General features: G+C 73.4%; 30 protein-coding genes and 1 riboswitch. Of the genes, 16 read left to right on the top strand and 14 right to left on the bottom strand.

Features of this window, described 5'->3' with window-relative positions; genetic code table 11:
* Positions 1-55 precede the first annotated feature (55 nt).
* On the top strand, positions 56-511 hold the full coding sequence (locus Q3W71_RS15875) for a carboxymuconolactone decarboxylase family protein (RefSeq protein WP_302920095.1): 456 nt from the start codon (positions 56-58) through the stop codon (positions 509-511).
* A gap of 85 nt (positions 512-596) precedes the next feature.
* Positions 597-1,055: an iron chaperone gene (locus Q3W71_RS15870; protein ID WP_302920094.1), complete on the top strand. Its 459-nt coding sequence runs from the start codon at positions 597-599 to the stop codon at positions 1,053-1,055.
* Positions 1,056-1,233: 178 nt separating this feature from the next.
* Here the strand turns inward: Q3W71_RS15870 and Q3W71_RS15865 are convergent, their stop codons facing one another.
* Entirely contained in the window at positions 1,234-1,989 is a 756-nt protein-coding gene (locus Q3W71_RS15865; RefSeq protein WP_302920093.1) for a PIG-L deacetylase family protein, read from the bottom strand.
* An 85-nt stretch (positions 1,990-2,074) separates the two neighbouring features.
* On the opposite strand from Q3W71_RS15865, the gene Q3W71_RS15860 reads away from it, so the two are divergent.
* Entirely contained in the window at positions 2,075-2,974 is a 900-nt protein-coding gene (locus Q3W71_RS15860) for an alpha/beta hydrolase (protein WP_302920092.1), read from the top strand.
* Between the two features lie 41 nt (positions 2,975-3,015).
* On the opposite strand, the gene Q3W71_RS15855 is transcribed toward Q3W71_RS15860, so the two are convergent.
* Entirely contained in the window at positions 3,016-3,354 is a 339-nt protein-coding gene (locus Q3W71_RS15855; protein WP_302920091.1) for a MerR family transcriptional regulator, read from the bottom strand.
* Between the two features lie 99 nt (positions 3,355-3,453).
* Between Q3W71_RS15855 and Q3W71_RS15850 the strand changes: the two genes are divergently transcribed.
* The gene (locus tag Q3W71_RS15850; protein ID WP_302920090.1) at positions 3,454-4,020 is read left to right on the top strand and encodes an alpha/beta hydrolase; all 567 of its coding nucleotides are present in this window, start codon (positions 3,454-3,456) and stop codon (positions 4,018-4,020) included.
* A gap of 91 nt (positions 4,021-4,111) precedes the next feature.
* Here Q3W71_RS15850 and Q3W71_RS15845 read toward each other — a convergent pair whose 3' ends face one another.
* The gene (locus Q3W71_RS15845; RefSeq protein ID WP_302920089.1) at positions 4,112-4,705 is read right to left on the bottom strand and encodes a hypothetical protein; all 594 of its coding nucleotides are present in this window, start codon (positions 4,703-4,705) and stop codon (positions 4,112-4,114) included.
* Between the two features lie 113 nt (positions 4,706-4,818).
* Positions 4,819-5,523, bottom strand: coding sequence for a hypothetical protein (locus Q3W71_RS15840; protein ID WP_302920088.1), 705 nt, complete (start codon positions 5,521-5,523; stop codon positions 4,819-4,821).
* 228 nt (positions 5,524-5,751) lie between these two features.
* Here Q3W71_RS15840 and Q3W71_RS15835 point away from each other — a divergent pair, with 228 nt between their 5' ends.
* Positions 5,752-6,357, top strand: coding sequence for a Dps family protein (locus Q3W71_RS15835; RefSeq protein ID WP_302920087.1), 606 nt, complete (start codon positions 5,752-5,754; stop codon positions 6,355-6,357).
* Between the two features lie 25 nt (positions 6,358-6,382).
* On the opposite strand, the gene Q3W71_RS15830 is transcribed toward Q3W71_RS15835, so the two are convergent.
* A complete protein-coding gene (locus Q3W71_RS15830) occupies positions 6,383-7,231 on the bottom strand; it encodes an AraC family transcriptional regulator (RefSeq protein ID WP_302920086.1) in 849 nt (282 codons plus the stop codon).
* Between the two features lie 49 nt (positions 7,232-7,280).
* Here Q3W71_RS15830 and Q3W71_RS15825 point away from each other — a divergent pair, with 49 nt between their 5' ends.
* The 4 genes from Q3W71_RS15825 (at position 7,281) to Q3W71_RS15810 (ending at position 9,857) form a co-directional block, all read left to right on the top strand.
* Positions 7,281-7,703: a DUF2000 domain-containing protein gene (locus Q3W71_RS15825; protein WP_302920085.1), complete on the top strand. Its 423-nt coding sequence runs from the start codon at positions 7,281-7,283 to the stop codon at positions 7,701-7,703.
* 153 nt (positions 7,704-7,856) lie between these two features.
* Entirely contained in the window at positions 7,857-8,591 is a 735-nt protein-coding gene (locus Q3W71_RS15820) for a VOC family protein (protein ID WP_302920084.1), read from the top strand.
* Between the two features lie 135 nt (positions 8,592-8,726).
* Entirely contained in the window at positions 8,727-9,170 is a 444-nt protein-coding gene (locus Q3W71_RS15815) for an OsmC family protein (protein WP_302920083.1), read from the top strand.
* A gap of 213 nt (positions 9,171-9,383) precedes the next feature.
* Positions 9,384-9,857, top strand: a complete 474-nt coding sequence (locus tag Q3W71_RS15810; protein WP_302920082.1) for a hypothetical protein — start codon at positions 9,384-9,386, stop codon at positions 9,855-9,857.
* A 94-nt stretch (positions 9,858-9,951) separates the two neighbouring features.
* Here Q3W71_RS15810 and Q3W71_RS15805 read toward each other — a convergent pair whose 3' ends face one another.
* Positions 9,952-10,227 carry a BON domain-containing protein gene (locus tag Q3W71_RS15805; RefSeq protein WP_302920081.1) on the bottom strand — a complete coding sequence of 92 codons (276 nt, stop codon included), beginning with the start codon at positions 10,225-10,227 and terminating at the stop codon, positions 9,952-9,954.
* Positions 10,228-10,426: 199 nt separating this feature from the next.
* Positions 10,427-11,872, bottom strand: a complete 1,446-nt coding sequence (locus Q3W71_RS15800) for a hypothetical protein (protein ID WP_302920080.1) — start codon at positions 11,870-11,872, stop codon at positions 10,427-10,429.
* A 329-nt stretch (positions 11,873-12,201) separates the two neighbouring features.
* Here Q3W71_RS15800 and Q3W71_RS15795 point away from each other — a divergent pair, with 329 nt between their 5' ends.
* From Q3W71_RS15795 to Q3W71_RS15785, 3 genes are read left to right on the top strand one after another with little or no spacing between them, the layout of a single operon-like run.
* Positions 12,202-12,603, top strand: a complete 402-nt coding sequence (locus Q3W71_RS15795; RefSeq protein ID WP_302920079.1) for a VOC family protein — start codon at positions 12,202-12,204, stop codon at positions 12,601-12,603.
* Between the two features lie 13 nt (positions 12,604-12,616).
* Positions 12,617-12,958, top strand: a complete 342-nt coding sequence (locus Q3W71_RS15790; RefSeq protein WP_302920078.1) for a YciI family protein — start codon at positions 12,617-12,619, stop codon at positions 12,956-12,958.
* Positions 12,955-14,154: an RNA polymerase sigma factor gene (locus tag Q3W71_RS15785; RefSeq protein ID WP_302920077.1), complete on the top strand. Its 1,200-nt coding sequence runs from the start codon at positions 12,955-12,957 to the stop codon at positions 14,152-14,154. Before Q3W71_RS15790 ends, Q3W71_RS15785 begins: the two co-directional genes overlap by 4 nt.
* Positions 14,155-14,196: 42 nt before the next feature.
* On the opposite strand, the gene Q3W71_RS15780 is transcribed toward Q3W71_RS15785, so the two are convergent.
* Complete coding sequence (locus Q3W71_RS15780; RefSeq protein WP_302920076.1) at positions 14,197-14,856, bottom strand: class I SAM-dependent methyltransferase; 660 nt, start codon at positions 14,854-14,856, stop codon at positions 14,197-14,199.
* Positions 14,857-15,027: 171 nt separating this feature from the next.
* On the opposite strand from Q3W71_RS15780, the gene Q3W71_RS15775 reads away from it, so the two are divergent.
* The 3 genes from Q3W71_RS15775 (at position 15,028) to Q3W71_RS15765 (ending at position 16,793) form a co-directional block, all read left to right on the top strand.
* On the top strand, positions 15,028-15,423 hold the full coding sequence (locus Q3W71_RS15775; protein WP_302920075.1) for a helix-turn-helix transcriptional regulator: 396 nt from the start codon (positions 15,028-15,030) through the stop codon (positions 15,421-15,423).
* 113 nt (positions 15,424-15,536) lie between these two features.
* Positions 15,537-16,313: an alpha/beta fold hydrolase gene (locus tag Q3W71_RS15770; protein ID WP_302920074.1), complete on the top strand. Its 777-nt coding sequence runs from the start codon at positions 15,537-15,539 to the stop codon at positions 16,311-16,313.
* A 54-nt stretch (positions 16,314-16,367) separates the two neighbouring features.
* Complete coding sequence (locus Q3W71_RS15765; RefSeq protein WP_302920073.1) at positions 16,368-16,793, top strand: VOC family protein; 426 nt, start codon at positions 16,368-16,370, stop codon at positions 16,791-16,793.
* Positions 16,794-16,851: 58 nt separating this feature from the next.
* On the opposite strand, the gene Q3W71_RS15760 is transcribed toward Q3W71_RS15765, so the two are convergent.
* From Q3W71_RS15760 to Q3W71_RS15735, 6 genes are all read right to left on the bottom strand, one after another.
* Positions 16,852-18,300, bottom strand: coding sequence for an MFS transporter (locus Q3W71_RS15760; RefSeq protein WP_302920072.1), 1,449 nt, complete (start codon positions 18,298-18,300; stop codon positions 16,852-16,854).
* Positions 18,301-18,416: 116 nt separating this feature from the next.
* Positions 18,417-20,201 carry an IucA/IucC family siderophore biosynthesis protein gene (locus tag Q3W71_RS15755; protein WP_302920071.1) on the bottom strand — a complete coding sequence of 595 codons (1,785 nt, stop codon included), beginning with the start codon at positions 20,199-20,201 and terminating at the stop codon, positions 18,417-18,419.
* On the bottom strand, positions 20,198-20,767 hold the full coding sequence (locus Q3W71_RS15750) for a GNAT family N-acetyltransferase (protein WP_302920070.1): 570 nt from the start codon (positions 20,765-20,767) through the stop codon (positions 20,198-20,200). Before Q3W71_RS15750 ends, Q3W71_RS15755 begins: the two co-directional genes overlap by 4 nt.
* Positions 20,767-22,056 carry a lysine N(6)-hydroxylase/L-ornithine N(5)-oxygenase family protein gene (locus Q3W71_RS15745; RefSeq protein ID WP_302920069.1) on the bottom strand — a complete coding sequence of 430 codons (1,290 nt, stop codon included), beginning with the start codon at positions 22,054-22,056 and terminating at the stop codon, positions 20,767-20,769. The genes Q3W71_RS15750 and Q3W71_RS15745 overlap by 1 nt, the downstream gene beginning before the upstream one ends.
* Before the next feature lie 23 nt (positions 22,057-22,079).
* A complete protein-coding gene (locus Q3W71_RS15740) occupies positions 22,080-23,636 on the bottom strand; it encodes an aspartate aminotransferase family protein (RefSeq protein ID WP_302920068.1) in 1,557 nt (518 codons plus the stop codon).
* 92 nt (positions 23,637-23,728) lie between these two features.
* Positions 23,729-24,985 (bottom strand): MFS transporter, encoded by a 1,257-nt coding sequence (locus tag Q3W71_RS15735; RefSeq protein ID WP_302920067.1) that lies wholly within the window; start codon positions 24,983-24,985, stop codon positions 23,729-23,731.
* Positions 24,986-25,269: 284 nt separating this feature from the next.
* Here Q3W71_RS15735 and Q3W71_RS15730 point away from each other — a divergent pair, with 284 nt between their 5' ends.
* Positions 25,270-25,830 (top strand): GNAT family N-acetyltransferase, encoded by a 561-nt coding sequence (locus tag Q3W71_RS15730; RefSeq protein WP_302920066.1) that lies wholly within the window; start codon positions 25,270-25,272, stop codon positions 25,828-25,830.
* Positions 25,831-26,188: 358 nt separating this feature from the next.
* Positions 26,189-26,361: riboswitch (cobalamin riboswitch) on the top strand.
* The last annotated feature ends 20 nt before the right edge of the window (positions 26,362-26,381 follow it).

Genomic DNA, 26,381 nt, shown 5'->3' with positions numbered 1-26,381 from the left:
CCCGCCGCTGATCAGATGACTCCCGTCAGCGACACCGACGACGAAGGAGAAAGCGATGTCGACCGAGCGCATGCCGAACCCGGCGGTGCTGATCCCCGAGGCGATGGAGGCCCTGATGGCTGTCAACCGGGCGGTCGCGGGCGCGGGGATGGACGGCAGGGTGCTGGCGCTGAGCCACCTGCGAGCCAGCCAGATCAACGGCTGCGCCCCGTGCGTGGCCGGGGGAGTGCACCAGGCCCGCCAGCACGGCGCGAGCGCGGAGCAGGTGCACGCCGTCGCCGCCTGGCGGGAGACGCCCTGGTTCAGCGACGAGGAGCGTGCCGCGCTGGCCCTGACCGAGGCGGTGACCCGGCTCGCCGACCACCCGGACCCGGTGCCGGACCAGGTGTGGGACATCGCCGCCACGTACTTCGACCAGAAGGAGTTGGCCGCGCTGCTGCTCACCATCGCCATGACCAACGCCTTCAACCGGCTCAACGCGCCGACCCGGCAGCAGGCCGGCGCGTGGTGACCTGAGCCGCGCCGAAGAGATCCGTCAGCCCGGTACGAACCGGGGCTCCACCCCCCGAACCACTCGTCAGAAAGAGGAAGTTGTGATGTCGACCAAGACCAAGACCACCACCGTGACCGGCGCCAAGTACGACGGGTTCACCGACGACGAGCGCAGCGCCATGAAGGAGCGCGCCAAGGAGCTGAAGAGCGCCGCGCGGCGGGGCGCCAAGGCCGACACCGAGGGCGACGTGCTCGCGAAGATCGCCGAGATGTCGGCGTCCGACCGCGCGATCGCCGAGCGCCTGCACGCGGTGATCAAGGCCAGCGCGCCGGGCCTGACGGCCAAGCTGTGGTACGGCATGCCCGCGTACGCCCGCGACGGCAAGGTGGTCTGCTTCTTCCAGAGCGCGGCGAAGTTCAAGACCCGGTACGCGGTGCTCGGCTTCAGCGACGAGGCGAACCTCGACGACGGCGTGATGTGGCCGACCTACTTCGCGCTGACCGAGCTGACCGCCGACAGCGAGGCCAGGATCGCCGCGCTGGTGAAGCAGGCGGTGAGCTGAGCGCCTCCTCCTCGGCGGAATGCCGGACGCCCATCCGACATTCCGCCGAGGGGCCGCGGGCACCGCGCCAGCTCCCCGTCTCCCGAGCGCCGCGCGGCCGGGCTCGCAGCGCCCGAGCGCCGCGCGGCCGGGCTCGCAGCGCCCGAGCGCCGCGCGGCCGGGCTCGCTGCGGGCGGGCTCACAGCCAGGGTGGTGGGCCCTCGAAGGTGAGGGCGTGCACGTCGAACAGGACCGCCGCCTCCACGCCCAGCGCCGGTCCGCCCTGCCGGGCCGCCCAGGTGAGCATCGGCGCGGGTTCGGGGCCGGCCACGCCCAGACCCTTGGTGTACTCGGCGTGCGCGGCGAGCGAGGCGATACCGCGCCGCAGCGGCTCGCCGGTGACGTCGACGCCGTGCGTGGGGCGCTCCGCGCCGGCGAAGCAGACGTAGCGCACGCCACCCCACGGTGGCAGCCCTTCGTCCACCAGTTCCGGGAAGATCCACCGGTTGCCGGCGTCGCGGGCGGCGTCGAGCGTGGCCAGCCCCACCGCCCGGTGGTCGGCCTGGTTGGTCATGCCGCCCACCATGCGGACGGTGAAGGCGCCCGAGACGATGACCTCGGGCCGGTGCCGCCGGATCGCCCGCACGATGTCGCGGCGCAGCTCCGGACCGTACTCGACGACCCCGTCGCGGTGGTCGAGGAACTCCACGACGTCCACGCCGACCTCCCGGGCCGCGGCGCGCTGCTCCTCCTCCCGCAACGGCCCGGCCTGGTCCGGGTGCATGGCGTCGATGCCCGCCTCGCCCCGGGTCGCCAGCAGGTAGGTGACCTGCTTGCCCTGCGCGGTCCAGCGGGCGATCGCCGAGGCCGCGCCGTACTCGATGTCGTCGGGATGCGCGGCCACCGCGAGGCAGCGCTCCCAATCCTCCGGCAGTGCCGGTAGCAGCTCGTCCACGGTCCACACGGTAGCCGCCGCGCCGCCCGGCCGGCACCGTCCGTGTCGGCGCCGGTGGCCTCCGGCGAGCAGCGATAATGAGCGGGTGGACCCCGGCCGACTCCACCCGCAGGCGCGGGCCGCGATGCAGGTCCAGCAGCGTGTCCCGCTCACCCGGGCGACCCTGCCGGCGGCCCGGCTCAGCATGGTCCGGGCGACCCCGGACGAGGTGGGGGAGGCACCGGAGATCCGGTCGGTGCGCACCGTCGACGCCGGCGGCGTGCCGGCCCGCCTCTACCGCGCCGGCGACGACGACGCGCTGCCGGTGGTCCTGTACGCCCACGGCGGTGGCTGGGTGATGGGCAACGTGGACACCCACGACGGGTTGTGCCGGCACCTGGCGGCCAGGTCCGGTTGGGCCGTGCTCTCCGTGGACTACCGGCTCGCCCCCGAGCACCCCTACCCGGCCGCGGTGGACGACATGGCGCGCGCACTGACCTGGCTGCGCGGGCCCGGGGCGGCTGGGCACGGCCTCGATCCGGGCCGGATCGCGGTGGCCGGTGACTCCGTTGGCGGGCACCTCGCGGCGGTGACCGCCCGGCGCGCCCGGGACGCCGGGATCCGCCTCGCGGGACAGCTCCTCATCTGCCCGGTCATCGACCCCGCGGCCGACTACCCGGCCCTGGACGAGTACGGCCTGGACCGCGAGGAGATGCGGTTCTTCTGGGACGCGTACGCCCCGCCGGGCGTGGACCGGACCCAGCCGGACCTGGACCCGCTGCGGGCCGACCTCGCCGGGCTGCCCCCGGCCCTGGTCATCACCGCCGAACTCGACCTGTTGTCCGCCGAGGGGGAACGGTACGCCGCCGGGCTGCTGGCGGCCGGCGTTCCCGTCACCGCGACCCGGTACCAGGGGCTCAACCACAACTTCCCACGGAAACTGGCCATCTTCGACGCCGCCCACATCGCCCTGGCCCAGCTGGCCGCCGCGCTGCGCCGGTGGTGAACGGTCACCGCCCCGTCGGCGCCGAGGCGGGTCCCGCCGCGTCACTCCAGGTGGGCCGCCAGCCGGCCGACCTGTTCGGACAGCCGGTGCAGCTGGTTGCTCAGCTCGTCCCGGCGCCGTTGCAGATGTGCCCGTAGCTCGTCGCACATCTCGAACTCCGGCTGCGGGCCACGGGCGCAGGGAAGGAAGCGGCGGATCGCGTCCGAGTTGAGTCCCGAGTCCAGCAGCGCGGTGATCTGTCGCACGACCAGCAGCGCGTCCTCGGCGTACTCCCGATAGCCGTTGGCGCTGCGCCGCGTGACCAGCAGCCCCTGCTCCTCGTAGTAGCGAAGCGCTCGCCTACTGACCCCGGTCATGGCGGACAGTTGCCCGATGCGCATCCAACCTCTCCTCTTGACCTTGACACCGACGTGAGCCTTTACGGTCTCGCTGTGCCTATCTCAACCTCACCCACGACATCTGATCTTCCCGTCCGGCGGGTGTTCATCGTCCACGGCTACGGGGCGACGCCCGAGAACCACTGGTTCCCCTGGCTACGCGACCTGCTCACCGCACACGGCGTCGAGGTCACGGTGGTCCGGCTTCCGGAGCCCGACGCGCCCTCCGCGACCGAGTGGCACCGGGCGGTCAGCGCCGCCGTGGACCGGGTCGACGAGGGGACCTGGATCGTGGCGCACAGCCTGGGCGCGATCACCGTGCTGCGGCGCCTCGCCGCGCTGCCCACCCCGTGGTCGCTGGGTGGCGCGGTCTTCGTCGCGGGCTTCACCGGCACGCTCGACGTGCTCCCCGTCCTGGACACCTTCCTCGCCGAGGAGGTGGACCTCGCCGCGATCGCGCCGAACATCCGGCAACGCCACGTGATCCATTCCGACGACGACGCGATCGTTCCGCCGAGCGCCTCCGTGGCCCTGGCCGACCGGCTACGGGCCCGTACCCACCTCGTCCGGGGCGGCGGCCACTTCCTGGAGAGCGAGGGCGTGACCACCCTGCCGCTGGTGGCCGAGATCCTCCAACTGGCTCCCGCGAGCACGGCTGCGGCGCGCTGAGACCCGGCGGACGCGGGCGCCTCCTGCCGGGTGCGAGCAGGCCGCGGGGACGTTCGCCGCGACCTGCTCGCACCCGGTCCGTGATCAGGTGTCATTCACCCGGCGGAGCGGCACGCCAGTGCCATTCCTCCAGCCGGGGCCGCCCCGGCAGCTCGATGCGGCCGGTGGACCACCGCAGTGCCGCCCACGGGTCGACGCCGGCCAACTCCCGCGCCGCCGCCGGAAACAGCCGGTCGAGCACCCGGGAGCACACGTCACGGGGCGGATCGACCGCGAGGCCGAGCCCTTGCGCGATGTCGTCACCGTGCAGCAACGTCTCCACGCACCCCATCGCGGCGAAGCCCTCCGGATCGGCCTGACCGCTGGGGTGGTAGGCCCGGACCTCCGGCCCGGACATGCGTACGGTGGCGGCCAGCATCCGGCCACCCACCTCGGCGAACTCCAGTACCTCCGCCGGGGAGGCGTCCTGGTCGGCGGTCGCCATGAAGCGCACGAACCGCTTCTCCGGTCGGGCCACCAGCTGACCGGCGAACGAGATCAGGCAGTCGCCGAGGTGTTCGGCGGTGTGCCAGCAGTCCCACTCCAGACCGCCGGCCCGCGCGGACCACTCCAGTCCGGTAGCTGGTCGCAGGGTGGCAACAACGCTCGACAACGCCGCGTCGAGATCATCGGCGGTGACCGCCATGGGCTTCCTCCAGGTCGTGCCAGGCCGATGCCGCACTGGCCTCGGTCGGTGCCAGGCAGCCTGCCTCAAGGGTGTGACAGCGGCACCGTGGAGGCCGACGGTGGCGGGACCGCTCACGCGCCCAGCACGGTGAGCCACTCGGCGGTCCGGGGGCGGTAGCCGTGCCGGTCCATCAGCCCCCGGACGATCGCCGGCACGTGACCGGCGCCGTAGACGACCGCGACGTCGATCCGCTCCGACGACCGCGTACGGACCAGCTCGGCGAGCGCGGCGAGCAGCCGCTCGTCCCGGTCGCCGCCGAACGTGCGCTCGACATGGTCGGCGAAGTCGCTGTCCGAGTACCGCTCGTCCCACGCGCTGGGCAGGTCGTTCAGCTCGACCTCGGGGGAGAGCAGCCGCCGCGTGCCACCGAGGAACTGGGCGACGGCCACGATCGGTAGCAGGCACCACATCTGTAGCCGGTAGCGCAGCGGCATGGCCCGCCAGCCCTGGGCGAACTCGGCCGTCGTCAGGTCCGGGTTGATCATCTCGACGCCGAGCGACCGGTACGCGATGGTGTCTACGACCAGGCCGGAGCGCTTGTTGGCCGGCATGACCCGGTAGGTGAGCGTGATGGCCCAGCCCAGTACCGAGCGTCCCCGGACGCCTTCCACGACGAGCAGGTCACACCGGCGGAGCCGCTGCGTCACCGCCGCGTAGAACTCCGGGCTGGCGACGTGGAGCATGGGGAACACCACGAACTCCAGCTGGCTGCCGGGGCGCCGAAGGCGAAGCACCGCGGAGCGGGTCCCGATGATGCTGTGCTCGATGATCTGCATGCCCGCCACCTAGCGTCCGCCGGCACCGCGCTCCACGGTAGGCCCGGGGAGCAAGCGGACCAGCGGTGCCGCACCTCCGGGTCACGCATCGGGTGCGGACCGCCCGAGATCACCTGGCGCTCGGCGCGGGCCGACCGTCGGCGCTGCCGATTGTGGCCACCTGGAGGTCGGCGGCGTCTTACGCTCGGGTCGTCGGCAAGAGCGTGGACCGCGAATCGGGGGTGCGGCATGGCTCAGCAGGAGGATCGTTCGGACAGCCAGCCGCGGCTGCACCAGCAGGGCCGGGAGATCCAGGCCTTCGGTACCGTCCGTCAGCTACCGGTCGCGCTCGCGTACAACGCGCGGATGTACTCGTGCGAACGGCTCAACCGGGTCCTCGCCGACTCGCGGATCCTCCACGCGCTCTACAAGAAGCACCACTGGCTGATGCGTGGCCCGACCTTCTACCAGCTCCACCTGCTGCTCGACAAGCACGCGGACGAGCAGCTCCAACTCATCGACACGATCGCGGAGCGCATCCAGACGCTCGGTGGGATAGCGGTCGGGGACCCGCGTCACGTTGCCGAGATCACGAGGGTGCCCCGCCCGCCGGACGGCGCCGAGGAGGTGCCGGCCATGCTGTCGCGCCTGCTGGAGGCCCACGAGCTGATCCTCACCGACGCGCACGACGCGGCGGCGCGGGTGGCCGAGGCCGGCGACGACGGCAGCAACGACCTGCTGGTGTCGAACGTGATCCGCACCAACGAGCTGCAGACCTGGTTCATCGCGGAGCACCTCGTCGACACCCCGGTGGTGCAGGTGGCGGAAGCGGCGCGAGCCAGCCGCGCCTCCTGAGCGAGGGACCTCGGACGGCGCAGGATCACGGGAGCTGCCGGCGGCGGTCGTCGACCGCGGCCCGCCGGGGCGCGGGGAGGGTCGGGTACCGGGCGGGGCTGACACCGAGATGGCGCTTGAAGTGCCGGGTCAGGTGCGACTGGTCGTAGAACCCGGCCGCGGCGGCGACCTCGGCGGGGCGCTGGCCGGTGAGCAGCAGCCGGCGCGCGAGTTCGATCCGGCGACCCGTCAGGTACGAGTGCGGCGGCAGCCCGTACGTCCGGGTGAAGGCCCGGACCAGGTGGGTGGGGTGCGCGTGCAGCAGCTCGGCGGCCTCGCGCAGGGTGACGCCCTCGGTGGTGCGCGCGTCCAGCAGCTCGCGTAGCCGGACCGCGATGCCGTCGGCGGACGGCTGGCCCCGGGCTGGGGCGGGCCGGCGTAGGTGCAGGTTGAGCCGTTCCAGGATGAACGCCAGCCGGCTGTCCGCCTCGAACCCGTCGCCCGGCCGGGCCAGCGCCTGGTGGAGCTGGTGGATCCGGCGGCGCAGTGGCTGGTCGGGCAGATTCGGCTGGTCGACGGCGGCGCCGGTGACCTCCGCGCCGAGGACCGACGTGTCGAGGTACAGGACCCGCTTGCGGAAGCCGTGCCGCGTCGCGGAGCGGCCGTCGTGCGGTACGTGCGGTGGCAGGAGGGTGACCGACGGTCGCAGCGCGCCGTGCTGGTGCCGGTCGAGGTCGAAGCGGATGGCGCCGTCGTCGACGATCAGGAGCGTCCAGACGTCGTGCGTGTGCGACGGGTACGCGTGGTCGACGAAGTGCGCGTGGAACACCTCGGTGATCCCGGGCACCGGCGGTCGCCAGGCGCTGACGTGCGGGCTGTCCGGCCGGATGGCCATGCCAAGAACGTACAAGACGGGTTCGTCCCGGGCGGGCAGCCTCGACGGCATGAGTGAACCGATCCGCTTCGACACCAAGATCGCCGTTCTGATCCGCGACGACCTGGCGGCCTGGCAACGACTGAACGTCACCGCCTTCCTGGTCAGCGGTGTCGCCGGCGCCGAGCCGGACCTGCTGGGCGAGGAGTACCTCGACGCGGACGGCACCCGGTACCTGCCCATGTTCCGCCAGCCGGTGCTGGTCTTCGCGGGTGACCGGGCCACGTTGACCAGCGCGCACGGGCGCGCGCTCGCGCGGGGCCTGCGCATCTCGATCTTCACCCAGGAGCTGTTCGGCACCGGGAACGACCGGGACAACCGCGCGGCCGTACGGGCGGTGTCCGGCGAGAAGCTCGACCTGGTGGGGTTGGCGCTGCACGGCCCGCGCACCGTCGTCGACAAGGTGGTCAAGGGGGCCAGCCTGCACCGGTGACCGGCACTCCCGGCGAGGGCCTGGTGAGGTCGCCGGCGGCACCGGTGCTCCGGCTGTTGCGCGGATACTCGGGTGCGGGTGGCGCCGGCTCGCCCTTAGGCTGCCGACCGGCGGGCCGGCTGTGCCCATCGCCAGCGGTGGGCAGGACGGGAGATGAGCAGCGGGATGACGGGTCAACTCTTCGCGATCAGCTTCGACGCGGGGGACCCCCTGCGTCTCGCGCGGTTCTGGTCCGGCCTGCTCGGTTGGCGGACCGGCGATGATCCGCACGACGGCGTCACGCTGCTGCCCAGCGACGACACCGGTTTCCGCCTCCGCTTTCTGCCGTCCGGGCAGCGCAAGGTCGGCCAGAACCGGATGCACTTCGACCTGACGAGCACCTCCCTGGAGGACCAGCGGCAGACGGTGGCCAGAGCGCTGGAACTCGGCGGCCGGCACATCGACATCGGCCAGCGCCCGGACGAGGACCACGTGGTGCTCGCCGACCCGGAGGGCAACGAGTTCTGCGTCATCGAACCGGGCAACCGGTTCCTGGCCGACTGCGGGTTCATCGGGGCGCTGGCCTGCGACGGTTCGCAGGAGGTCGGGTACTTCTGGAGCGAGGCGCTGGGGTGGCCGCTGGTCTGGGACCAGGACCAGGAGACCGCGATCCGGTCACCGCACGGCGGCCCGAAGATCACCTGGGGCGGCCCACCGCTGATGCCGAAGTCGGGCAAGAACCGCGTGCACTTCGACCTCGTCCCGTCCGCCGACGGCGACCAGCAGGCGGAGGTCGACCGGTTGCTCTCCCTCGGGGCGACGCGGATCGACATCGGCCAGGGCGAGAGCGCCTGGGCGGTGCTGGCGGACCCCGACGGCAACGAGTTCTGTGTGTTGACGCCCCGCTAGCCCGGCCCGGGCGCCGGAGGTCGGCTGACCGGTGGCGGCGCGGATCCGAGCGCGGTCCTGCGTGCCGCACCGCTGGGCGCGACCGGCGCCAGGCTGGTGGCTCAGGAACCCCAAGGCGTGGGTAGCGTGCGGGTCATGAGTGAGGACACCTTCCGCTCGGTGAAGATCGAGCGCACCAGCGTGGGTAACTATGTCGTGCGGAACGCCCGCGGCGGATCGATCTCGATGGGCACGGGCGAGGACGGCAGCTTCACGCCGGTGGAACTGCTGCTGGCGGCGATCGGCGGCTGCACCGCGATCGACGTGGACCACATCACCAGCCGGCGCGCCGAGCCGACCGGGTTCTCCGTCGAGGTCAGCGGCGACAAGGTCCGGGACGAGGCCGGCGGAAACCGGATGCGGAACCTCACCGTCGAGTTCACCGTGAGGTTCCCGGCGGGTCCGGACGGTGACCGGGCGCGCGAGGCGCTGCCCCGGTCGCTCCAGCAGTCGCACGACCGGCTCTGCACCGTGTCCCGTACCGTCGAACTCGGCACGCCGGTCTCCATCGTCGAGGCTGCCGGCCCCGCCGAGGGCTGAGGTCTCGGGCGGCCGGGTCACGAGTGGCGAGGCGCCGGGTCGGCGCCGGTGCCGCCCGATACCGGGCGGCGCGGTGCCGGGCGGCGCGGTGCCGGGCGGCGCGGTGCCGGAGACTGGCGGGCACCCGCGGTCGCTCGCCGCGGCCTGCCCGGGGATTTGTCACGCGACCGTCACACCGCCGCGCGGCGACCGTCATGGCGTCGGGCATTGCTGGTGACAGGAACACCGGCGGGCGGCGCGACGGGGCAGGTGATCATCATGGCCGACCGGGGCAGGGTTCGTCGGGCGGCGATCGCCGCGGCGCTGGTGGTGGCCGCCGCGTCCGCCGGGGGCTGCACCCGGGAGCCGGCGGCGCAGCCGCCGCCCCGGGCCGCCCTGACTCCGCCGAGCACCCTCGCTCGGGCCGAGGTCGGCGAGCGGCTGACCGTGACCGCCGCCGTGGAACTGGTCGTCGACGACGTCGCCTTCGTGGTGCGGGACGTCGACCTGGCCGACGACGCGCTGCTCGTGCTGACCTCGGGGACCGTGGAGGCGGCGCCACCGCAACTGGTCACCGTCGAGGGCACCGTCGTCCGGTTCGCGTACGGCGACCTGGCCGGCCGTCCCGGGCTCGGCGGCCCGGACGACTACCGCGCCTTCGAGGGGCGGAAGGTGTTGGCGGCCGATCAGGTGACCGTGTGGCGGTGACCGGCCGGGCACCGCGTCCCGGTCATCCTCGGTCGCCGCGGGCCCGGCGGCGGCCGGACCGGCACCGGGCGCCCAGGCCCGCCGCGGGTGCCGTTCACCGCTGCGGTGCGCGCAGTCGGTTGTTGACGTCGTGCACTCCCGGAGTGCTCCAGGTGCAGGCGTGGGCCCGGCGGCCCACCTCGTCGGAACTGACCACGCCCTCCAGGATGACCACGCGGTTCTGCACCTCGATGCAGATCCGTTCGTGACTGAGCAGCGGGTCCTGCCGCATCCGCTCCAGCAGCCGGCAGGCCAGCCGGGTGTCGTCGGAGGCGGACCCGCTGGGGAACAGCGGCGAAAGATCGTGGGGGTAGAACCAGGGGAAGATCATCGCGACTCCTCGTGTTGCGCCGGCCTCCCGCGCCTGGGCTGCGGCGATCGGGCCACCGGTCCGGTCGGGGGAGGCCCCGGCTCAGCGCGGGATCGGGGGTGCCCGGGTAGCGGCTGATCCTCCTGCCCTACCCGGAAGACGCGCCGGACAACACGACGAAACGATGACGATTCTCGACTGCCGGCAGGACCGAAGTCGATCAGGTCGTCGCGCCCGGCGGGCGGTCGGGCAGGTACAGCACCCAACCGGGCGCGCTCAGTCCCCGCACCGGAACGCGCTGCCAGGTGCGCACCCAGGCGGGCGGGGCGCCGTCCCTGACCAGGAAGGCGAAGGACGTGGTGGCGGCCGTGCGCCGCAGCTCCGCGGTGGTGGCGTTGCGGTTGTTCCCGCGGTCTTCCAGGGCACGGCAGCCGGCGTAGTAGGCGACCGGAATGGCCTCGTGGCCGGAGACGACACAGGGCGGACGCACGCCGTGCGACCACAGGGCCTGGGCGACGCGGGCCCAGTCCCCGCGTGCCCGGAGCTGCTCGGAGACCACGTGCCGCAGGATCACGACCTGGATGGCGAGGTGCCCGGCCAGCCCCGCGACGAGTGCGGCGGCGAGGAGTTTCCGGCGGTGCGCCGGTGTCGCGCGGACCAACCCGACCAGCCCGTACGCGGCGGGTGTCAGGACGAGCGCGTAGGTGGGGAGCAGGAAGCGGGGCGCCGAGTAACTGATCAGGAACAGGTAGGGGAAGGCCATCGACGCGCCGACCGCCAGCGGCAGCCACGCTGTCGGGGCCACGCCGGCGCGGCGTGCCGCCCGCAGGCCGAGTACCGCCAGCACCGCGACGGCCACCCACCACAGCGCCGCCGGCCACCGCAGCGGGCTGTCGCAGGGCCGGCACAGGATCGGCCCGTCGAGGGTGCTCATCACCTCCCACAGCGAGAACCGCAGGCCGGTGCCACCCTGCACCTCGCTGGCCTGGCGGAGGCGTTCGCCGAGCCCGCCGTAGCGCAGTTCGGCCTCGACCAGCCACGGCACGCCGCCGGCGGCGAGGCCCGCGACGGTCGCCGCGACCAGCGGCCAGCGCCGGAACCGCCGCACGAGGAGGCTGGCCGCCAGCAGCGGAAGCCCGAGCCAGAAGGCGTCCGCCGGCCGCATGAGGGCCGCGACGGCCAGGGCCGCCACCAGGCCGAGGTACGCGCCGGGCCGGTGCCGCTCCCCGGCCGCGAGCAGGTAACAGCCGACCGCCGCGACCGCCGCCATCGCCGTGTAGTGGTTGGGCATCGCCGCGTTGGCGTAGAAGGTCGCCACCCAGAGGGTCGCGTACGAGGCGGCCGCGACCGGCGCGACGGCCCAGTGCGTCACCAGGCGGGCCCACACACCGAACGCCAGACCGAGCGAGACCGCCGCGGTCGCGGTCAGGAACAGCCGGAGCGCGACCGTGGACTCGAGCCACGAGGCAACCGGCCAGACGAGCACGCTCACCCCGCGCGCCCGGGGAGCGCTCATGAACGCCGCCGGGCCGTGCGGATCGTGCTGGCTGACGTAGACCACCTCGTCCCATCCGAGGCCCAGGGTGACCGGCACGGCGACGACCGAGGCGACCCCGAGGACCAGGCACGAGGCGATCAGCGCCGGGGTGCCGGCACGGGGTGTCACGGGGTACCGCCCCTCCCGGCGGCCGCGCCGACCCGACCTCGGCGGGCCGGCGCCGGCCGGCTGCCGGTGGCGGCCGGCCGGCCCGGTGGACGTCGGTGCGCAGCACGATCCGGCGCGCGGGCGAGACGGAGCACGGGTCCTCCTCATGTCCGTCCGGGAGGATTACCGCTGCTGCTTCCCTCGACCGGCGTGCCCAAACCGGCACCGCCGGCCGGGCCGGCGGCACGCTCGCCAGCAGGTCGGCGAGAAGAACCGTGGCCGGGTGTCGGATCGGGGCCGCCGCCGGTCGTCTAGGGGGTGCAAGCGCCAACCGACCAAGGAGCGAGCAGATGAAACCGGTCATGAACACCCTGGACATCGTCGTGGCGGACGTCGCCGCGTCGATCGCCTTCTACCGCCACCTGGGCCTGGACTTCCAGGTCGACCCCGGCTACCCCGAGCACGCCGGGTGCGACCTGCCCAACGGCCTGCACGTGATGCTCGACGAGGAGAAGTTCGCGTCGATGGCGCGGCCCGGCTGGAGCCGGGCCGCGGGCAGCCCGCCGATCTTCCTGGCCTTCCAGTTCGACACGCCGGCCGACGTCGACGCCACGTACGCCGAACTCGTCGCCGCCGGCTACACCGGTTCCCGAGAGCCGTGGGACGCGTTCTGGGGCCACCGCTACGCCACCGTGCTCGACCCCGACGGCAACGGCGTCGACCTGTACTGTCCGCTGCCCGGCCAGAGCTGAGAAGGTGGATGCCGTGAAGTACGTACTGATGTTCGTCGAGACCGAGCGGTTCGCGGCGGACCTGGCCGCCATGGACGAGACCGAGCGCGAACGGGCCTACGGGCGCGTCCGGCAGTGGTTCGCCGACAACGCCGACAAGATCACCGGCCACACCTACCTGATGCCGCCGCACACCGCCACCACTGTCCGGCTGGAGGGCGGCGAGCCGGTGGTCACCGACGGGCCGTTCGTGGAGGGCAAGGAGGTCATCTCCGGGTTCGCCGAGATCGACGTCGCCGACCTCGACGAGGCGCTCCGCCTGGTCCGGTCGTGGCCGGCGTGCCCGCTGGTCGAGATCCGGCCCATCGCGGGGTGAGCGCCGCCGCCGAGGCCGAGCTGGCCCGCGTGGTACGCGATCACGCGGGCCGGCTCGCGGCCTCCCTGGTGTCGCTGATCGGCGACTTCGCCGCCGCCGAGGATCTGGTGGCCGACGCGGTCGAGGCGGCCCTGCGGCACTGGCCGGTCGAGGGGATCCCGGCCAACCCGGAGGGCTGGCTCTACACCGTGGCGCGGCGACGCGGCCTGGATGTGCTGCGCCGCCACGCCCGCTACCGGGACAAGCTCGTCCTGGCGGCGTGGCCGCCGCCGGCGGGGGAACCGGACGACCGGCTCCGGCTGATCTTCACCTGCTGCCACCCGGCGCTACCGCGCAGCGCGCGGATCGCGCTCACCCTGCGCGTGGTGTGCGGCCTGACCACCGCCCAGATCGCCAGGGCGTTCCTCGTCCCGGAGACCACGGTGGCGCAGCGGATCACCCGCGCCAAGCGCAAGATCGCCGACGCGGGGATCCCGTACCGCCTGCCGGACAGCGACGAGCTCGGCGCCCGGCTGACCCAGGTGCTGGCCGTGGTCTACCTGCTGTTCAACGAGGGCTACCTGTCCAGCAGCGGTGACCGCGTGCAGTCGCGGGACCTGGCCGACGACGCCGAGTTCCTCGCCGCCATGCTCGCCGGTCTGATGCCCACCGAACCCGAGGTCCTCGGCCTGCTGGCCCTGATCCGGCTGCACCGGGCCCGGGCCGCGGCCCGCTTCACCAGCGCCGGCGAGATCGTCCGGCTGCCCGAGCAGGACCGCAGCCGGTGGGACCGGCAGGCCATCACCGACGCGACCCGGCTGATCGCCAGGGCCGCCGCGGCCCGGCGGCCCGGCCCGTACCAGCTCCAGGCCGCCATCGTGGCCGTGCACGCCGAGGCTCCCCGCTGGGCCGACACCGACTGGCCCCAGATCGTGCTGCTGTACACCATGCTCGACGGCCTGGCGCCGTCACCGGTCACCAAGCTGCACCGGGCGATCGCGCTGCGGTACGTCGCTGGACCGCGGGCGGCGCTGGCCGCGGTCGACGAGCTCGCCGAGCCGCTCTCCGGCTACCACCTGTGGCACGCCACCCGCGCCGAACTGCTGCGCGAGCTCGGGCAGGCGGACCAGGCGCGCGCGGCCGACGCGCGGGCGCTGGAGCTGACGGCCAACCCGGCGGAGCGGTCGCTGCTGCGGGAGCGGATCACCTGGACCTGACCGGCCGCACCGGGCAGGGGTACGCCCGACGCCCCTGGCGGGTCACCCCGCTGCCGGCGGGGCCGGCTTGCGGGCGTGGATGCGCTCGATGCTGCCGGCCTTGCGCCGTTCGGTCTCGACGATCTGGAATCCGGCGGCCTTCACCAGGGGGAGCTGGCGGCGGGTGAAGTGCTCCCCGGCCGCCCGGATGGTGATCCGCTCCAGCAGCCACTGGCCGGCGCGGACCGGCGGCCAGCTGCTGCCGATGTGGTCCACCAGCAGCAGCGTGCCGCCGGGCACCAGGACCCGGTGCATCTCGGCGATCGCGGCGGCCGGCTCGGGGATGCTGCACAGCGACAGCGCACAGACCACTGTGTCGAAGGACGAGTCGGCGAAGGGCAGCCGCTCGGCGTCGCCTTCGCGCAGGTCCACCTCGCGGCCGAGGTCGGCGGCGCGGGAACGCGCGACGGCCAGCATCGCCGGGCTCAGTTCGAGGCCGGTGAGGGTCACCTCGGGACGGTAGTGGGGCAGGTTGCGGCCGGTGCCGATGGCCACCTCGAGCACCCGACCCCGGGCCCGTCGGCCGAGCCACTCGCGGCCGCCGGCGAACCAGACCTTCTCCAGGAGGGCGATCTGCCGGTCGTAGCTGGGCGCGGACTTGTCCCACACCCGCCGCTGCCGTGCGGTCGGGCTCTCACCCTCGCGGTTCGCCGGGTCGGTCATGACGGTCCTCATTCCTCCGTGCGGGGCGGGCGGGGGCCAGGTGCGCCGCCCACCGGACGAGGGCAGCCCGGCGCCAGCGCGGCCACGACGTAGCCGTCCGGGACGACGGCGGGGATCTGCAGGCTACCCGCGGCCGGCAAGTGTCCCCGGCCGGCGAGCGAGAATGGACCGGTGAACCGTCCGGCCGCGCCGCTGGCGAGACACCTGCTACGGGTGCGTGATCTGATCGACCGCGCGTACGCCCAGCAGCTCGACGTCCGCGCCCTGGCCCGCAGCGCGTCGGTCTCGCCGTCCTACTTCAGCCGCAGCTTCAAGGCGGCCTTCGGGGAGACCCCGTACCAGTACCTGATGAGCCGGCGGATGGAGCGCGCGAAGGCCCTGCTCCGCGCCGGGGACCTGCCGGTCACGGAGATCTGCCTCGCGGTCGGGTTCACCAGCCTGGGCTCGTTCAGCGCCCAGTTCCGCCGCGTCGTCGGCGAGAGCCCCACCGCCTACCGGCGGCGCCGCGGCCACGAGGCCCTGGCCCGGTTGCCCGCGTGCTACGTCCGCATGTGGACCCGCCCCTGACCGGCCCGCGCCCGCAAGTGGGTCGTTTTCGAGAAGCCGGCCGAACCCGCGCCTTCGTACCGTCGTGACCGGCGCCGCGGACGAGCCGCGGTGCCGGCACGGACGGAGCCACGATGGAGAAGACCACGTCAACGGACGGGACGACGCTCGCCTTCGACCGGTCGGGTGTGGGCCCGGTGCTGATCCTGGTGGCCGGCGCCGCCTGCGATCGCGGCGTCAACGCGCCGATCGCCCAGGCACTGGCCCGGCACTTCACCGTGTTGAACTACGACCGGCGGGGACGCGGCGACAGCGCCGACACGCCACCGTACGCGGTCGCCCGGGAGGTCGAGGACATCGCGGCGCTCGTGGCCGCCGCCGGTATGTCCCCCATCCTCCTCGGTTTCTCCTCGGGCGCCGCGCTGGCCGCCGAGGCGACCGCCAGCGGGCTCCCCGTCGACCGGCTGATCATGTGGGAGCCGCCGTTCAGCACCGACCCGGACGGCCCCCGACGGGCCAAGGAGTACGCCGACCGCCTGGCGGAGCTGCTGGCGGCCGACCGACGAGACGACGCGCTGGCGCACTTCATGACGCACGTCGGTGTGCCGCCGCAGGTGGTCGCCGGCACCCGCCGGTCGCCGTACTGGCAGGCCGGTCTCCGCCTGGCTCCGACGCTGGCCTACGACGCCGCCATCCTGGCCGACACCACGGTCCCGACGGCCCGGTACGCCCAGATCGGCGTGCCGACGCTCGTGCTGTCCGGTGCGGCGAGCCCCGAGTTCCTGCGCACGGCGGCCGAGCAGGCGGCCGGGGCGATTCCGGGCGCGCGGCACGACGTCCTGCCCGGCCAGGACCATAATGTGGCGGGCGAGAGCCTCGCGCCGGTCGTCGCCGCGTTCGCCGGCCGCTGAAACCGCCCGGCCCGCGGCCCCCGGCCCCCGCGACCCGTCGACAGGGAGAACCCGGTGATCACAGGCATGGCGCTGGTGTGCGTCAACGTCCTGGACATGGACGAGGCCCGCGACTTCTACGTCGGCAAACTCGGCTTCGAGGTCGACCTCGACCAGGTCCAGGACGGCTTCCACTGGATGGTCGTCCACGCGCCGGCCCAGCCGGAGGTCCCGCTGATGCTCGTGGTGCCGGGTCCGCCCGTGGTGGACGGTGCGGTGGCGAAGCAGCTCCGGTCGCTGGTGGCGACCGGGCACCTGAGCGTGGGTGCCTTCGCGACGCCGGACTGCTGGGCCAGCTACCGGGAGCTGCGGGCCAAGGGCGTCGAGTTCATCGAGGAGCCGGAGGAGCGCTTCTACGGCATCGATGCCGCCTTCCGCGACCCGTTCGGCAACCACTGGCGGCTCACCCAGCGGAAACCGATCGCCGTACCACCGCGCTGACGCCGCGCCCGGGTCGTCGATCCGCGTGCCGGCCGGTCCGTGCCCGCGCGGGCACGGACTAACCGGCGGCGGGTGCGGCCAACCGCTCGGCCCGGTGGAGCAGCCCGGCGGCGACCAGCCCGCCGGCCAGCACGGCCACCGCACCCACGGTCTGCCCGGTCGCCAGCGCGTCGGCGAAGGCGACCCGGACGGCCTCGCGGTCCGGCCCGCCGCCGGCCGCGGCGAGAGCGGCCGGGAACGATCCGGCGCCGGCCGCGGCGGCGGGCAGCAGGGCGGTGAACCGGGCGTTCAACACCGCGCCCAGCACGGCGATGCCGAGGCTGCTGCCGACCTCCGTCATGGTGCCGTCGACGCCGGCCCCGGCGCCGGCCTTCTCGGTCGGGATGGCGCTCATCACCGCCTCGACGATCGCCGGGTTCGCCAGCGCACAGCCGGTACCCATGACGAGCAGCCCGGCGAGCAGCACCCCGTAGCCGTCGGACGGGCCGTGGGTGACCAGCGCGAGACCCGCCGCGAGCAGGCCCATGCCGACCGCGATGGCGGCCGGCAGGCCGAGCCGGCGGATCGCCACCGCGGCGGCGCCGCTGACGTTGAGCAGCACGATGGACAGGGCGAACGGGGCCATCCGCAGCCCCGCCTCCCAGGCGGAGTAGCCGCGGACGAACTGCAGGTGCTGGGTGAGCAGGAACAGCGCGCCGGTGGCCCCGAAGGTGATCAGGACGACCCCGGAGACCGCGCCGACGAACCGGCGGTCCCGGAAGAAGTGCATGTCCAGCATGGGGTGCCGGGCCCGCCGCTCCCACCGGACGAAGAGCCCGAGCAGGAGCACACCGGCCGCGGCGGCGCCGAGCACCTCGGCCGACGTCCAGCCCCGCTCCGGCCCGGCGATGATCGACCAGACCACCGCGGTCAGGCCGGCGATGGAGAGCACCACCCCGCCCAGGTCGAGGCGGCCGCCGGCCGGATCGCGGGACTCGGGGACCAGCGACCGGCCGACCACCAGGCAGATCAGCACGATCGGCAGGTTCATCAGGAAGATCGCGCCCCAGGGCAGGTGCGCCAGCACCGCGCCGCCGATCGGGGGTCCGGCGGCGAAGCCCAGCGCGCTGGTGGCCGCCCAGACGCCGATCGCCCGGGACCGCTCGGCCCCGTCGAAGACCTGCATGGCGACCGCCAGCGTGGCGGTGACCAGCAGGGCGCCGCCGACGCCCATGCCGGCCCGGGCCGCGATCAACTGGTCGGCGGTCCGCGCGAGCCCGGCGGCCAGCGAGCCGAGCCCGAACAGGACGAGCCCGGCGAGCAGCATCCGCCGGCGTCCGTACCGGTCGGCGGCGCTACCGGCGGTGAGCAGCAGCCCGGACAGCACCAGCGCGTACGCGTTGATCATCCACTGCACGTCGGCGGTGCTGGCGTGCAGTTCGGCGGTGAGCACCGGCACAGCCACGGTCAGGACGGTGTTGTCCAGCACCACCACGAGCTGGGCCAGACAGAGCACGGCCAGGACCAACCATCGGCCGCGGGACGGCCGCGGCGGCGCGTCCGACCGGCCCGGCGGCCCGTCCGACCGGCCCGGTGCCGCGCCGCCGAGCGGGCGGGGCGGCGCGACGGCAACCGGGTCGGCGCTCATCGCTTCGGCGCGAAGCGGGCGAGCGGGTTGGCCAGGGTGCCGGCGAACTGGAGCGCGGCGGACGGGTCGGCCAGGTCGACCATCTGCTGGTTGTTGCGCAGCTGCAGGCGGTTGAGGCAGGACAGCGCGAACTCCGCGGCGAACAGGTCGTGGCGGCGCAGCCGGTCGGCCAGGTGCGGCACGCTGTCGGCGTAGTCGGCGGCGCACTCGGCGACGGTCCGCCAGAAGTCCTCCTCGGCCAGCACCCCCTCGGTGTGCAGGATGGCCGAGAGGTGGCGGAGGAAGCAGTCGAAGACGTCGGTGAAGATGGACAGGATCTTCTCGTCCTCCGGGATGGCCGCCCGGATCCGCCGGACCCGCTCGGGCAGGTCCGCCTCCGGGTCCATCACCACGATCTCCTCGGCGATGTCCTTGAAGACCACCCGCTCGACGGCGCCGGCGTGCAGCACGAGGATGACGTTCTCGCCGTGCGGCATGAACGCCAGGTCGTACGCGTAGAGGCTGTGCAGCAGCGGCACCAGGTAGGCGTCCAGGTAGCGGCGCAGCCACTGCGCCGGCGTCAGGCCCGACTCGGCGACCAGGGCGCCGGCGAGGGAGCGGCCGTCGCGGTCGACGTGCAGCAGCGAGGCCATGGTGGCGAGCCGGCGGCCGGGCTCCAGCCCGCCGACCGGGCTCTCCCGCCAGAGCGCGGCCAGCATCTTCCGGTACGGGGAGTACCGGTCGGTGGCCGTCTCGTACTGGCGGTGCCGGTAGCCGATCGCGGCCCGTTCCCGGATGATCGACAGGCGGGTGCGCTTGAGCACCGGGTCGTTGTCGATCAGGTCGGCCAGCCAGTCGTTGATGGCCGGGGTGGCCTCCATGTACGCGGCGGACAGCCCGCGCATGAAGCCCATGTTCAGCACCGACAGGGCCGTCTTCACGTAGTGCTTGGTCGGGTCGGTGACGTTGAAGAACGTCCGGATCGACTGCTGGGCGAGGTACTCGTCCGGCCCCTCGCCGAGGCAGACCAGCCGGCGACGGGCCACCTCACCGGCGAAGGTGACGGCCAGCTTGTTCCACCACTGCCACGGGTGCACCGGGATGAACAGATAGTCGGCCGGGTCGAGGCCGAGCCCGGCGAGGACACCGGTGAAGCGCTCGACCGTGCCGGCGCCCAGCTCGGCCCGGACCAGGGTGTCGTAGTCCAGGTCGGCGGCGCAGGTGAAGGTGGTGTGGTCGCGGTGCGCGGCCAGCCAGAGCAGCCGGACCGGCGCCGCCGCCTCCGGGGCGTAGCGGTGGTACTCGTGCACCCCGAACCCGATGCGGCCGTTGTTCGCCACGAAGCACGGGTGGCCCTCGGTCATGCCCGTCTCGATGTCCTGGAAGTCTGCCCGGGCCAGCTCGGCGGCGCTCACCCGCGGCTTGCCGAGCTTGTAGGCGGTGCCCGCCAGGGTGGAGGTGATCTCCTCCAGGTAGACCGGCAGGATCGCGTCGGTGAGCCCGAGCGCGCCGCGCAGTTCCAGGCACAGGTCGACGGCGTCGAGCGGCAGCTCCTCGCCGTCGCGGTGCCGGGTGATGCTGTCGGCGTCGATCTGCCAGTGGTCGAGCGCGAGCCGCCGCGCGGCGAAGCGGTACGCCACGGCGGCGTCGTCGCCGCGGACCAGCCACCACCCGTCGCCCGCCGGTTCGGGGGCGACCAGCCGTTCGTGGGCGAACTCGGCGAGGGCCTTGCGCACCAGCAGCCGGTTGGCCGTCGCCCAGGCGTCGGGGGTCAGGTGGTCCACGGCGGCGGTCGGGTTCACGCGGGCACCCCTTCTCGGGTCGCGGTCAGGAACTGGTCCCGGGTGCAGACGCTGAGCAGCGCCTCCTTCTCGGGCTTGCGGATCGGGCCGACGACGGTGAAGCCCACCGCGGCGTTGAGCGCGTGGACGGCGGTGTTGCGGACGTCCGGCTCGACCACCACCCGCCGGGTGGCGGGATCGGCGAAGAGCCACGCCATCACGGTGGTGATCACCGCGCGGGTGAAGCCGTGCACCGGCCGTTCGGTGGGCGCGCAGAGGAAGTGCATGCCCACGTCGCCCTCCGCCGGGTCGTACAGGCCGACGAGTTCCACCCGCGCGGGGTCGTACCGCTCGGCGAGGAAGGCCGGCTCGCCGCGCCACAGGCCCAGGTACGCGTCGTGGTGCGGGTGCGCGGCGATCCGCCGGTACTCCGCCGCGACCCGGGCCACGTCGGCGTCCTGCATCAGCCAGAACGCGGCCTTGGGGTCGGTGACCCAGCGGTGCAGCAGCGGGGCGTCGGCGTCGGGGTCGAGGGGACGCAGCGCGAACTCGCCGAGCCGGGCGTCGACCCGGGTGAACACGGTCATCAGGCCACCCCCGCCGGCGCGCCGAACTCCTGGAAGGCGATGCTCTTCTCGATCGGGTAGTGCTCGCGGCCGGTCAGCTCCCGAATGATCCACGAGTTGCGGTACGGACCCATGCCCAGGTCGGGGGAGGTGATGCTGTGGGTGTGGGTGCCGGCGTTCTGCAGGAAGATCTCCCGGCCGGCGTGGTCGATGCTGTAGTTGCGGGCCACGTCGAACCGGCCGTGGCCGTCCCAGCGGATCCGGTCGCGGATCGGGGCCAGGAACTCGGGAACCCGGTAGTGGTAGCCGGTGGCCAGCACCAGCCCCTCGGTGTCCAGGGTGAAGTCGCGGCCCTGCTCCACCTGGCGCAGCCCGAGGGTGTACGTGCCGGTCGCGGCGTCGTGCGCGGCGCTGGTCAGCTCGGTGTTGGTGAGCAGCCGGGTCGGCACCGGCCCGTGCACGCTGCGGGCGTAGATCAGGTCGTAGATGTCGTTGATCAGGTCGGCGTTGATCCCCTTGAACAGCCCCTTCTGCTCGGCCTCCAGCCGGTAGCGGGTCGGCTCGGGCAGCGCGTGGAAGTAGTCCACGTAGTCCGGTGAGGTCATCTCCAGGGTCAGCTTGGTGTACTCCAGCGGGAAGAACCGGGGCGAGCGGGTGACCCAGTTCAGCTGGTAGCCGTACGTGCCGATGTCGCCGAGCAGGTCGTGGTAGATCTCCGCGGCGCTCTGCCCGCTGCCCACGATGGTGATGTTGCGCTTGGCCCGCAGCGCCTCCCGGTGCTCCAGGTACCGCGAGTTGTGGATCAGGTCGCCGCCGAGGCCGGCGCAGGCGTCCGGGAGGTACGGCGGGGTGCCGGTGCCGAGCACCAGGTGCCGGGCCCGGTGGGTGACCGGCCCGTCCGCCGTGTCGGCGTGCACCACGTAGTGGCCGTCGGCCTCGTCGTACTCGACGGCGGTGACGGTGTGCCCGAAGCGCAGGTTCGGCAGCCGCCCGGCGGCCCACCGGCAGTAGTCGTTGTACTCGGCGCGCAGCGGGAAGAAGCTCTCCCGGATGTAGAACGGGTAGAGCCGGCCGGTCTCCTTGAGGTAGTTGAGGAAGGAGTAGGGCGAGGTCGGGTCGGCGAGGCTGACCAGGTCGGCGATGAACGGCGTCTGCAACCGGGTCGACTCGAGCAGCATCCCGGGATGCCAGTCGAAGCCGTCGCGGGCCTCCAGGAACACCCCGTCCAGGTCGTCGATCGGTGCGGTCAGGCAGGCCAGGCCGAGGTTGTACGGGCCCAGGCCGACGGCGATGAAGTCGTGGGTCGACATGCGTTTCTCCAAGCGGCGGGGCGTCAGCCGACCGGGCAGGACAGCTCGGCGGCGGAGCTGGTGCGGGCGTACCAGGCGGCGTGCTCGGCGATCAGGTCGAGGACGTGGGCGATGTCGGCCACCGTGGTCTCGGGGTTGAGCAGGGTGAACTTCAGGTAGTGGGCACCGTCCACCTTGGTGCCGGCCACCAGGGCGGCCCCGGAGGCGGCCAGCGCCTCGCGGGCGTGCAGGTTGGCCTCGTCGGCCAGGCTGGGCCCGACGCCGTCCGGGAGGTAGCGGAACACCACGGTGCTCAGCTGTGACCGGGCGGCCACCTGGAAGCGGGGATCGGCGTCGAGCAGGCGCCACGCCTCGGCGGCGAGGTCGACGACCCGGTCGAAGAGCGCGCCGATGGCGTCCGGGCCCATGATCCGCAGGGTGAGCCAGAGCTTGCACGCGTCGAAGCGGCGGGTGGTCTGGATGCTCTTGTCCACCTGGTTGGGGATGCCCTGCTCGGCGGCGCGGGCGGGATTCAGGTAGTCGGCGTGCCAGGTGGCGTGCCGCAGCATCCGGCCGTCGCGTACCAGCAGGGCGCTGGAGCTGACCGGCTGGAAGAAGGACTTGTGGTAGTCGACCGTCACGGAGTCGGCCCGCTCGATGCCGTGCAGCAGGTGCCGGCGGGTGGGGGAGACCAGCAGGCCGCAGCCGTAGGCCGCGTCGACGTGCAGCCACACCCCGGCCGCCGCGCAGATCTCGGCGATCTGGGTCAGCGGGTCGATGGTGCCGAAGTCGGTGGTGCCGGCGGTGGCCACGACGGCCATCACCACCAGGCCGTCCCGGCGGCAGCGGTCGATCGTCCGGGCGAGTTCGTCGGTGCGCATCCGCCGGCCCGCGTTGGTGGGCACGGTGAGGACCGCGTCGCTGCCCAGACCGAGCAGCTTGGCGGCCTTCTGCACGCTGAAGTGACCGGCGGCGGAGGTGACGATCCGCAGCCGGGCGAGCACCTCCGCCCGGGCCGGGCGGGTCGCGGCCGCGCCGACCACCCGGCGGTACGCCTCCTCGCGGGCCAGCAGCATCGCCTGCAGGTTCGACTGGGTGCCACCGCTGGTGAAGACGCCGTCGGCGGCGGTGCCGAGGCCGATCCGCCCGGCGGTCCACTCGACGAGCCGCCGCTCCATCAGCGTGGCCCCGGCGCTCTGGTCCCAGGTGTCCAGGGAGGAGTTGACAGCGCTGAGCACCGCCTCGCCGAGCAACGCCGGGATCACCACCGGGCAGTTGAGGTGGGCCAGGTAGCGGGGGTGGTGGAACCACACCGCGTCGCGCAGCCAGAGCTCGCTCAGTTCGTCGAGGGCGGCGTCGGTGTCACCCAACGGCCGGTCCAGGTCGACGCCGGCGATCAGGGGAGCCAACGCCTCCGGCGTGACGCCGGTGAACGGCCGGTCCGCGCCGGCCACCCGGTCGGCCACCCGGTCCACGCCCTGGCTCAGCACGCGCTGGTAGCGCGCGACCGAACCGGCGTTGAACAGGTGGGCCCGAGCGGCGGACAGGTCGGGGACGGCCCCGGTCGACGAGCTGTCGAGCGTGCTTCCGGTCAGGCTCATGCAGGTCCTCAGGTCGAGGTGGACATGATGGGCGCGAGCGCCGCAGTTAGGTTAGCCTAACCTAATAGATCGTCAAGTAGGGGGTCGGCGGTTCATCCCACCGGGGTCACGGCGCCCACGACCGGGTGCTGGTCGGCCGCCTCGACCGGGGTCCGCGGCGGGCGGTGCCGCCGCTGGTGCGCGAGGCCGAGCACGACCCCGGCCGCCACCAGGACCACTGACGCGACCGCGACCGCGGGGTAGCCCACCCGTTCGGCGGCCGCCAGCCCGACCGAGGACGCCACGAACGAGCAGACCAACCCGAACGACGACAGCACCGTGAAGTCGGTGCCGCCGGTGTCCGGCCGCGAGTAGTCCATGTTGACCGTGTAGAGCACCACGTTCGCCACCGTGTACGCCGCCAGGAAGCAACAGAGGGCGGCGACCGTCCCGGCCAGCGGCGCGTGCCCGTTCATCAGTGGCAGCAGCAGCACCGTCGACAGCCCGAGCGCCACCCCACCGGTCACGAGCACCCAGCTGCGACCGAGGCGCCCGATCCCCAGGCCGGCGAGCAGACCGGCCACGATGGCCGGTGCGCTGGTCACCACCCCGGTCACCACGCCGACCCGGCCGAGCGACCAGCCGGCGTCGACCAGGGCCGGCGTGACCAGCGCGTACGCCATCCCGGCGCCGACGTAGACCAGCGGCACCACACCGAAGGTCCACCACCGGCAACCGGGCTGGCCGAACACCGACAGCAGCGCCCGGTAGGCCGCGCCGACCCGGGGCACCCGGTCGGTGCGCGGGGGCTCCCGGAACCGCCACACCACCAGCAGCCCGACCGCCGTCAGCGCGGCCAGCAGGCCGACCGCCGGCGCCCAGCCGAACCGGTCGTAGACCAGCACGCAGGCGCCGCCGCCGAGCAGGTTGCCGAGGTAGCTGGCGGCGACCTGGATGCCGTTGCCGACGCCCCGGGCCGACTCGGCGAGCAGCCGGACGGCGACCGCGTCCACGGCGATGTCCTGGGTGGCCGAGAAGAAGACGTACGCGGCGCAGATGGCGACGACCGGGCCGAGCCGCTCGGCGGGGCGGGTGAACGGCAGCAGCGCCAGCAGGGCCAGCACCAGGGCGGCCTGGAACACCAGCAACCAGGACCGGTAGTGGCCGCGGTGCCGGGAACCGTAGCGGTCGAGGATCGGCGCCCACAGGAACTTGATCGGCCAGATCAGACCGACGATCTGCAGCAGCGCCAGGGTGTCCAGCGACGTCCCGCCGTCGCGCAGGATGGCGGTCAGCCCGACGGTGATGAAGCCGATGCCGAGGTACTGGGTGACGTACAGCGCGGTGAGCGTGCCGAGACGGCCCTTCATGCGGCGCTCCGGTGGCCGAGCGAGGTGAGCTGACGCATGGCCTCGAGCGTCAGAGCCGCCCAGTTCCGCTTCACGCACCCTCCAGGTAAGGTCAGCCTTCGTTAGGGCAGGTTAGCCTAAGTTGGGCGCTCGACGGAACGCGCGTTGCCCTCCCTCCGATCCGCGATGGCGTCGAGCCTCGTCGATGGCGCGCGGGAGTGCCGCGGCCACGGGGTGACGACGTCGACGGTCAACCGGCAGCACGGCCTCGCCCGTCCGCACCCCGTAGCTAAGGACCCCGCACCATGACATACCAGGAGAAGATCTCCGATCTCGGCGAGTTGTCGCTCGTGACCGTGGACCCCGACCGGCACGCCGACCTGCTGCACGGCTGGGTCACCCAGCCCCGCAACTCGTTCTGGGGGATGGGCACGCACACCGTCGACCAGGTACGCGAGATCTACGCGTTCATCGACAGCCTGCCGACCCACCACGCCTACCTGATCATGGTCGACGGTGAACCGGTCGGGCTCTTCCAGACCTACCAACCGGAGGCGGACCCGGTGGGCGAGCGTTACCCGGTCCAGCCCGGCGACATCGGGATGCACCTGCTGCTCAACCCCGGCCGGCGCTACGCACGCGGCCTGACCACCGCCGTCGGCCCGGCGCTCGCCCGATTCCTGTTCCGTGACCCGGCCGCGCAGCGGATCGTCGTCGAGCCGGACGTGCGCAACCACCTCGCCCTGCGCCGCCTGGAGGCCGGGGGCTTCACCTTCGGCTCCGAGGTCGACATGCCGGACAAGCGCGCCCAGCTCGCCTTCCTGACCCGGGCCCGGTTCGAGGCGGACCACCCGACCCCGGCCTGAACCGCCGTCGGGGCGGTCCCGCACGCCCACCGGTCCGCTCCCGCCACCGCCGCGGCAGTCGAACCGGCTGCGTGGGACACCCACCGCCGAGGGGAGCCGACGACACGAGATGCCGGTCGCGTCGCTGACCGACACCCGTGGCGTCCGCTGTCGGCTTCGTCTCACCGATCGTTCACCCCCGGGCCGCTGCCCGCCGGTCGGGTCCGGCGACCGGCCGGCGGGCCGGCCCGCGCGCCACGAATTCCCAGCTGGCGCCGATGCTCCGGGCACCCGCTCTGACCAGGGCCGCGAGGCGCCGGCCGGCGGACGGCGGGTGCCCGGGCCGGCGGCGGCGGCTTGCCCGCAGGATGACCGACCGATAGCCTCTCGCCGTCAAGGTGCACGGGAAGCCGGTGTGAGACCGGCGCGGCCCTCGCCACTGTGACCGGGTAGCGATCTCCGACGACGCCACTGGGCCCATCCGGGCCCGGGAAGGCCGGAGGGAGCGTTGATCCGGGAGCCAGGAGACCGGCCTTGACGAGTGATCTCATCCACGAGGTGCTGGAGAGGAA

This window comes from Micromonospora sp. C28SCA-DRY-2 (assembly GCF_030519475.1).
Lineage (GTDB): Bacteria > Actinomycetota > Actinomycetes > Mycobacteriales > Micromonosporaceae > Micromonospora.
The sequence above is the reverse complement of the archived record's forward strand: the minus strand, read 5'-3'. Positions and strand labels throughout refer to the sequence as shown.

Excerpts from the sequence above, each read along its gene's own strand:
- Q3W71_RS15870 (WP_302920094.1), top strand. The coding sequence starts at position 597 with ATGTCGACCAAGACCAAGACCACCACCGTGACCGGCGCCAAGTACGAC.
- Q3W71_RS15805 (WP_302920081.1), bottom strand. The coding sequence starts at position 10,227 with ATGATCTTCCCCTGGTTCTACCCCCACGATCTTTCGCCGCTGTTCCCC.
- Q3W71_RS15780 (WP_302920076.1), bottom strand. The coding sequence starts at position 14,856 with ATGACCGACCCGGCGAACCGCGAGGGTGAGAGCCCGACCGCACGGCAG.
- Q3W71_RS15820 (WP_302920084.1), top strand. The coding sequence starts at position 7,857 with ATGAGCAGCGGGATGACGGGTCAACTCTTCGCGATCAGCTTCGACGCG.
- Q3W71_RS15795 (WP_302920079.1), top strand. The coding sequence starts at position 12,202 with ATGAAACCGGTCATGAACACCCTGGACATCGTCGTGGCGGACGTCGCC.
- Q3W71_RS15845 (WP_302920089.1), bottom strand. The coding sequence starts at position 4,705 with ATGGCGGTCACCGCCGATGATCTCGACGCGGCGTTGTCGAGCGTTGTT.
- Q3W71_RS15855 (WP_302920091.1), bottom strand. The coding sequence starts at position 3,354 with ATGCGCATCGGGCAACTGTCCGCCATGACCGGGGTCAGTAGGCGAGCG.
- Q3W71_RS15730 (WP_302920066.1), top strand. The coding sequence starts at position 25,270 with ATGACATACCAGGAGAAGATCTCCGATCTCGGCGAGTTGTCGCTCGTG.
- Q3W71_RS15745 (WP_302920069.1), bottom strand. The coding sequence starts at position 22,056 with ATGTCGACCCACGACTTCATCGCCGTCGGCCTGGGCCCGTACAACCTC.
- Q3W71_RS15875 (WP_302920095.1), top strand. The coding sequence starts at position 56 with ATGTCGACCGAGCGCATGCCGAACCCGGCGGTGCTGATCCCCGAGGCG.
- Q3W71_RS15835 (WP_302920087.1), top strand. The coding sequence starts at position 5,752 with ATGGCTCAGCAGGAGGATCGTTCGGACAGCCAGCCGCGGCTGCACCAG.
- Q3W71_RS15750 (WP_302920070.1), bottom strand. The coding sequence starts at position 20,767 with ATGACCGTGTTCACCCGGGTCGACGCCCGGCTCGGCGAGTTCGCGCTG.
- Q3W71_RS15830 (WP_302920086.1), bottom strand. The coding sequence starts at position 7,231 with ATGGCCATCCGGCCGGACAGCCCGCACGTCAGCGCCTGGCGACCGCCG.
- Q3W71_RS15815 (WP_302920083.1), top strand. The coding sequence starts at position 8,727 with ATGAGTGAGGACACCTTCCGCTCGGTGAAGATCGAGCGCACCAGCGTG.
- Q3W71_RS15740 (WP_302920068.1), bottom strand. The coding sequence starts at position 23,636 with ATGAGCCTGACCGGAAGCACGCTCGACAGCTCGTCGACCGGGGCCGTC.
- Q3W71_RS15840 (WP_302920088.1), bottom strand. The coding sequence starts at position 5,523 with ATGCAGATCATCGAGCACAGCATCATCGGGACCCGCTCCGCGGTGCTT.
- Q3W71_RS15770 (WP_302920074.1), top strand. The coding sequence starts at position 15,537 with ATGGAGAAGACCACGTCAACGGACGGGACGACGCTCGCCTTCGACCGG.
- Q3W71_RS15735 (WP_302920067.1), bottom strand. The coding sequence starts at position 24,985 with ATGAAGGGCCGTCTCGGCACGCTCACCGCGCTGTACGTCACCCAGTAC.
- Q3W71_RS15825 (WP_302920085.1), top strand. The coding sequence starts at position 7,281 with ATGAGTGAACCGATCCGCTTCGACACCAAGATCGCCGTTCTGATCCGC.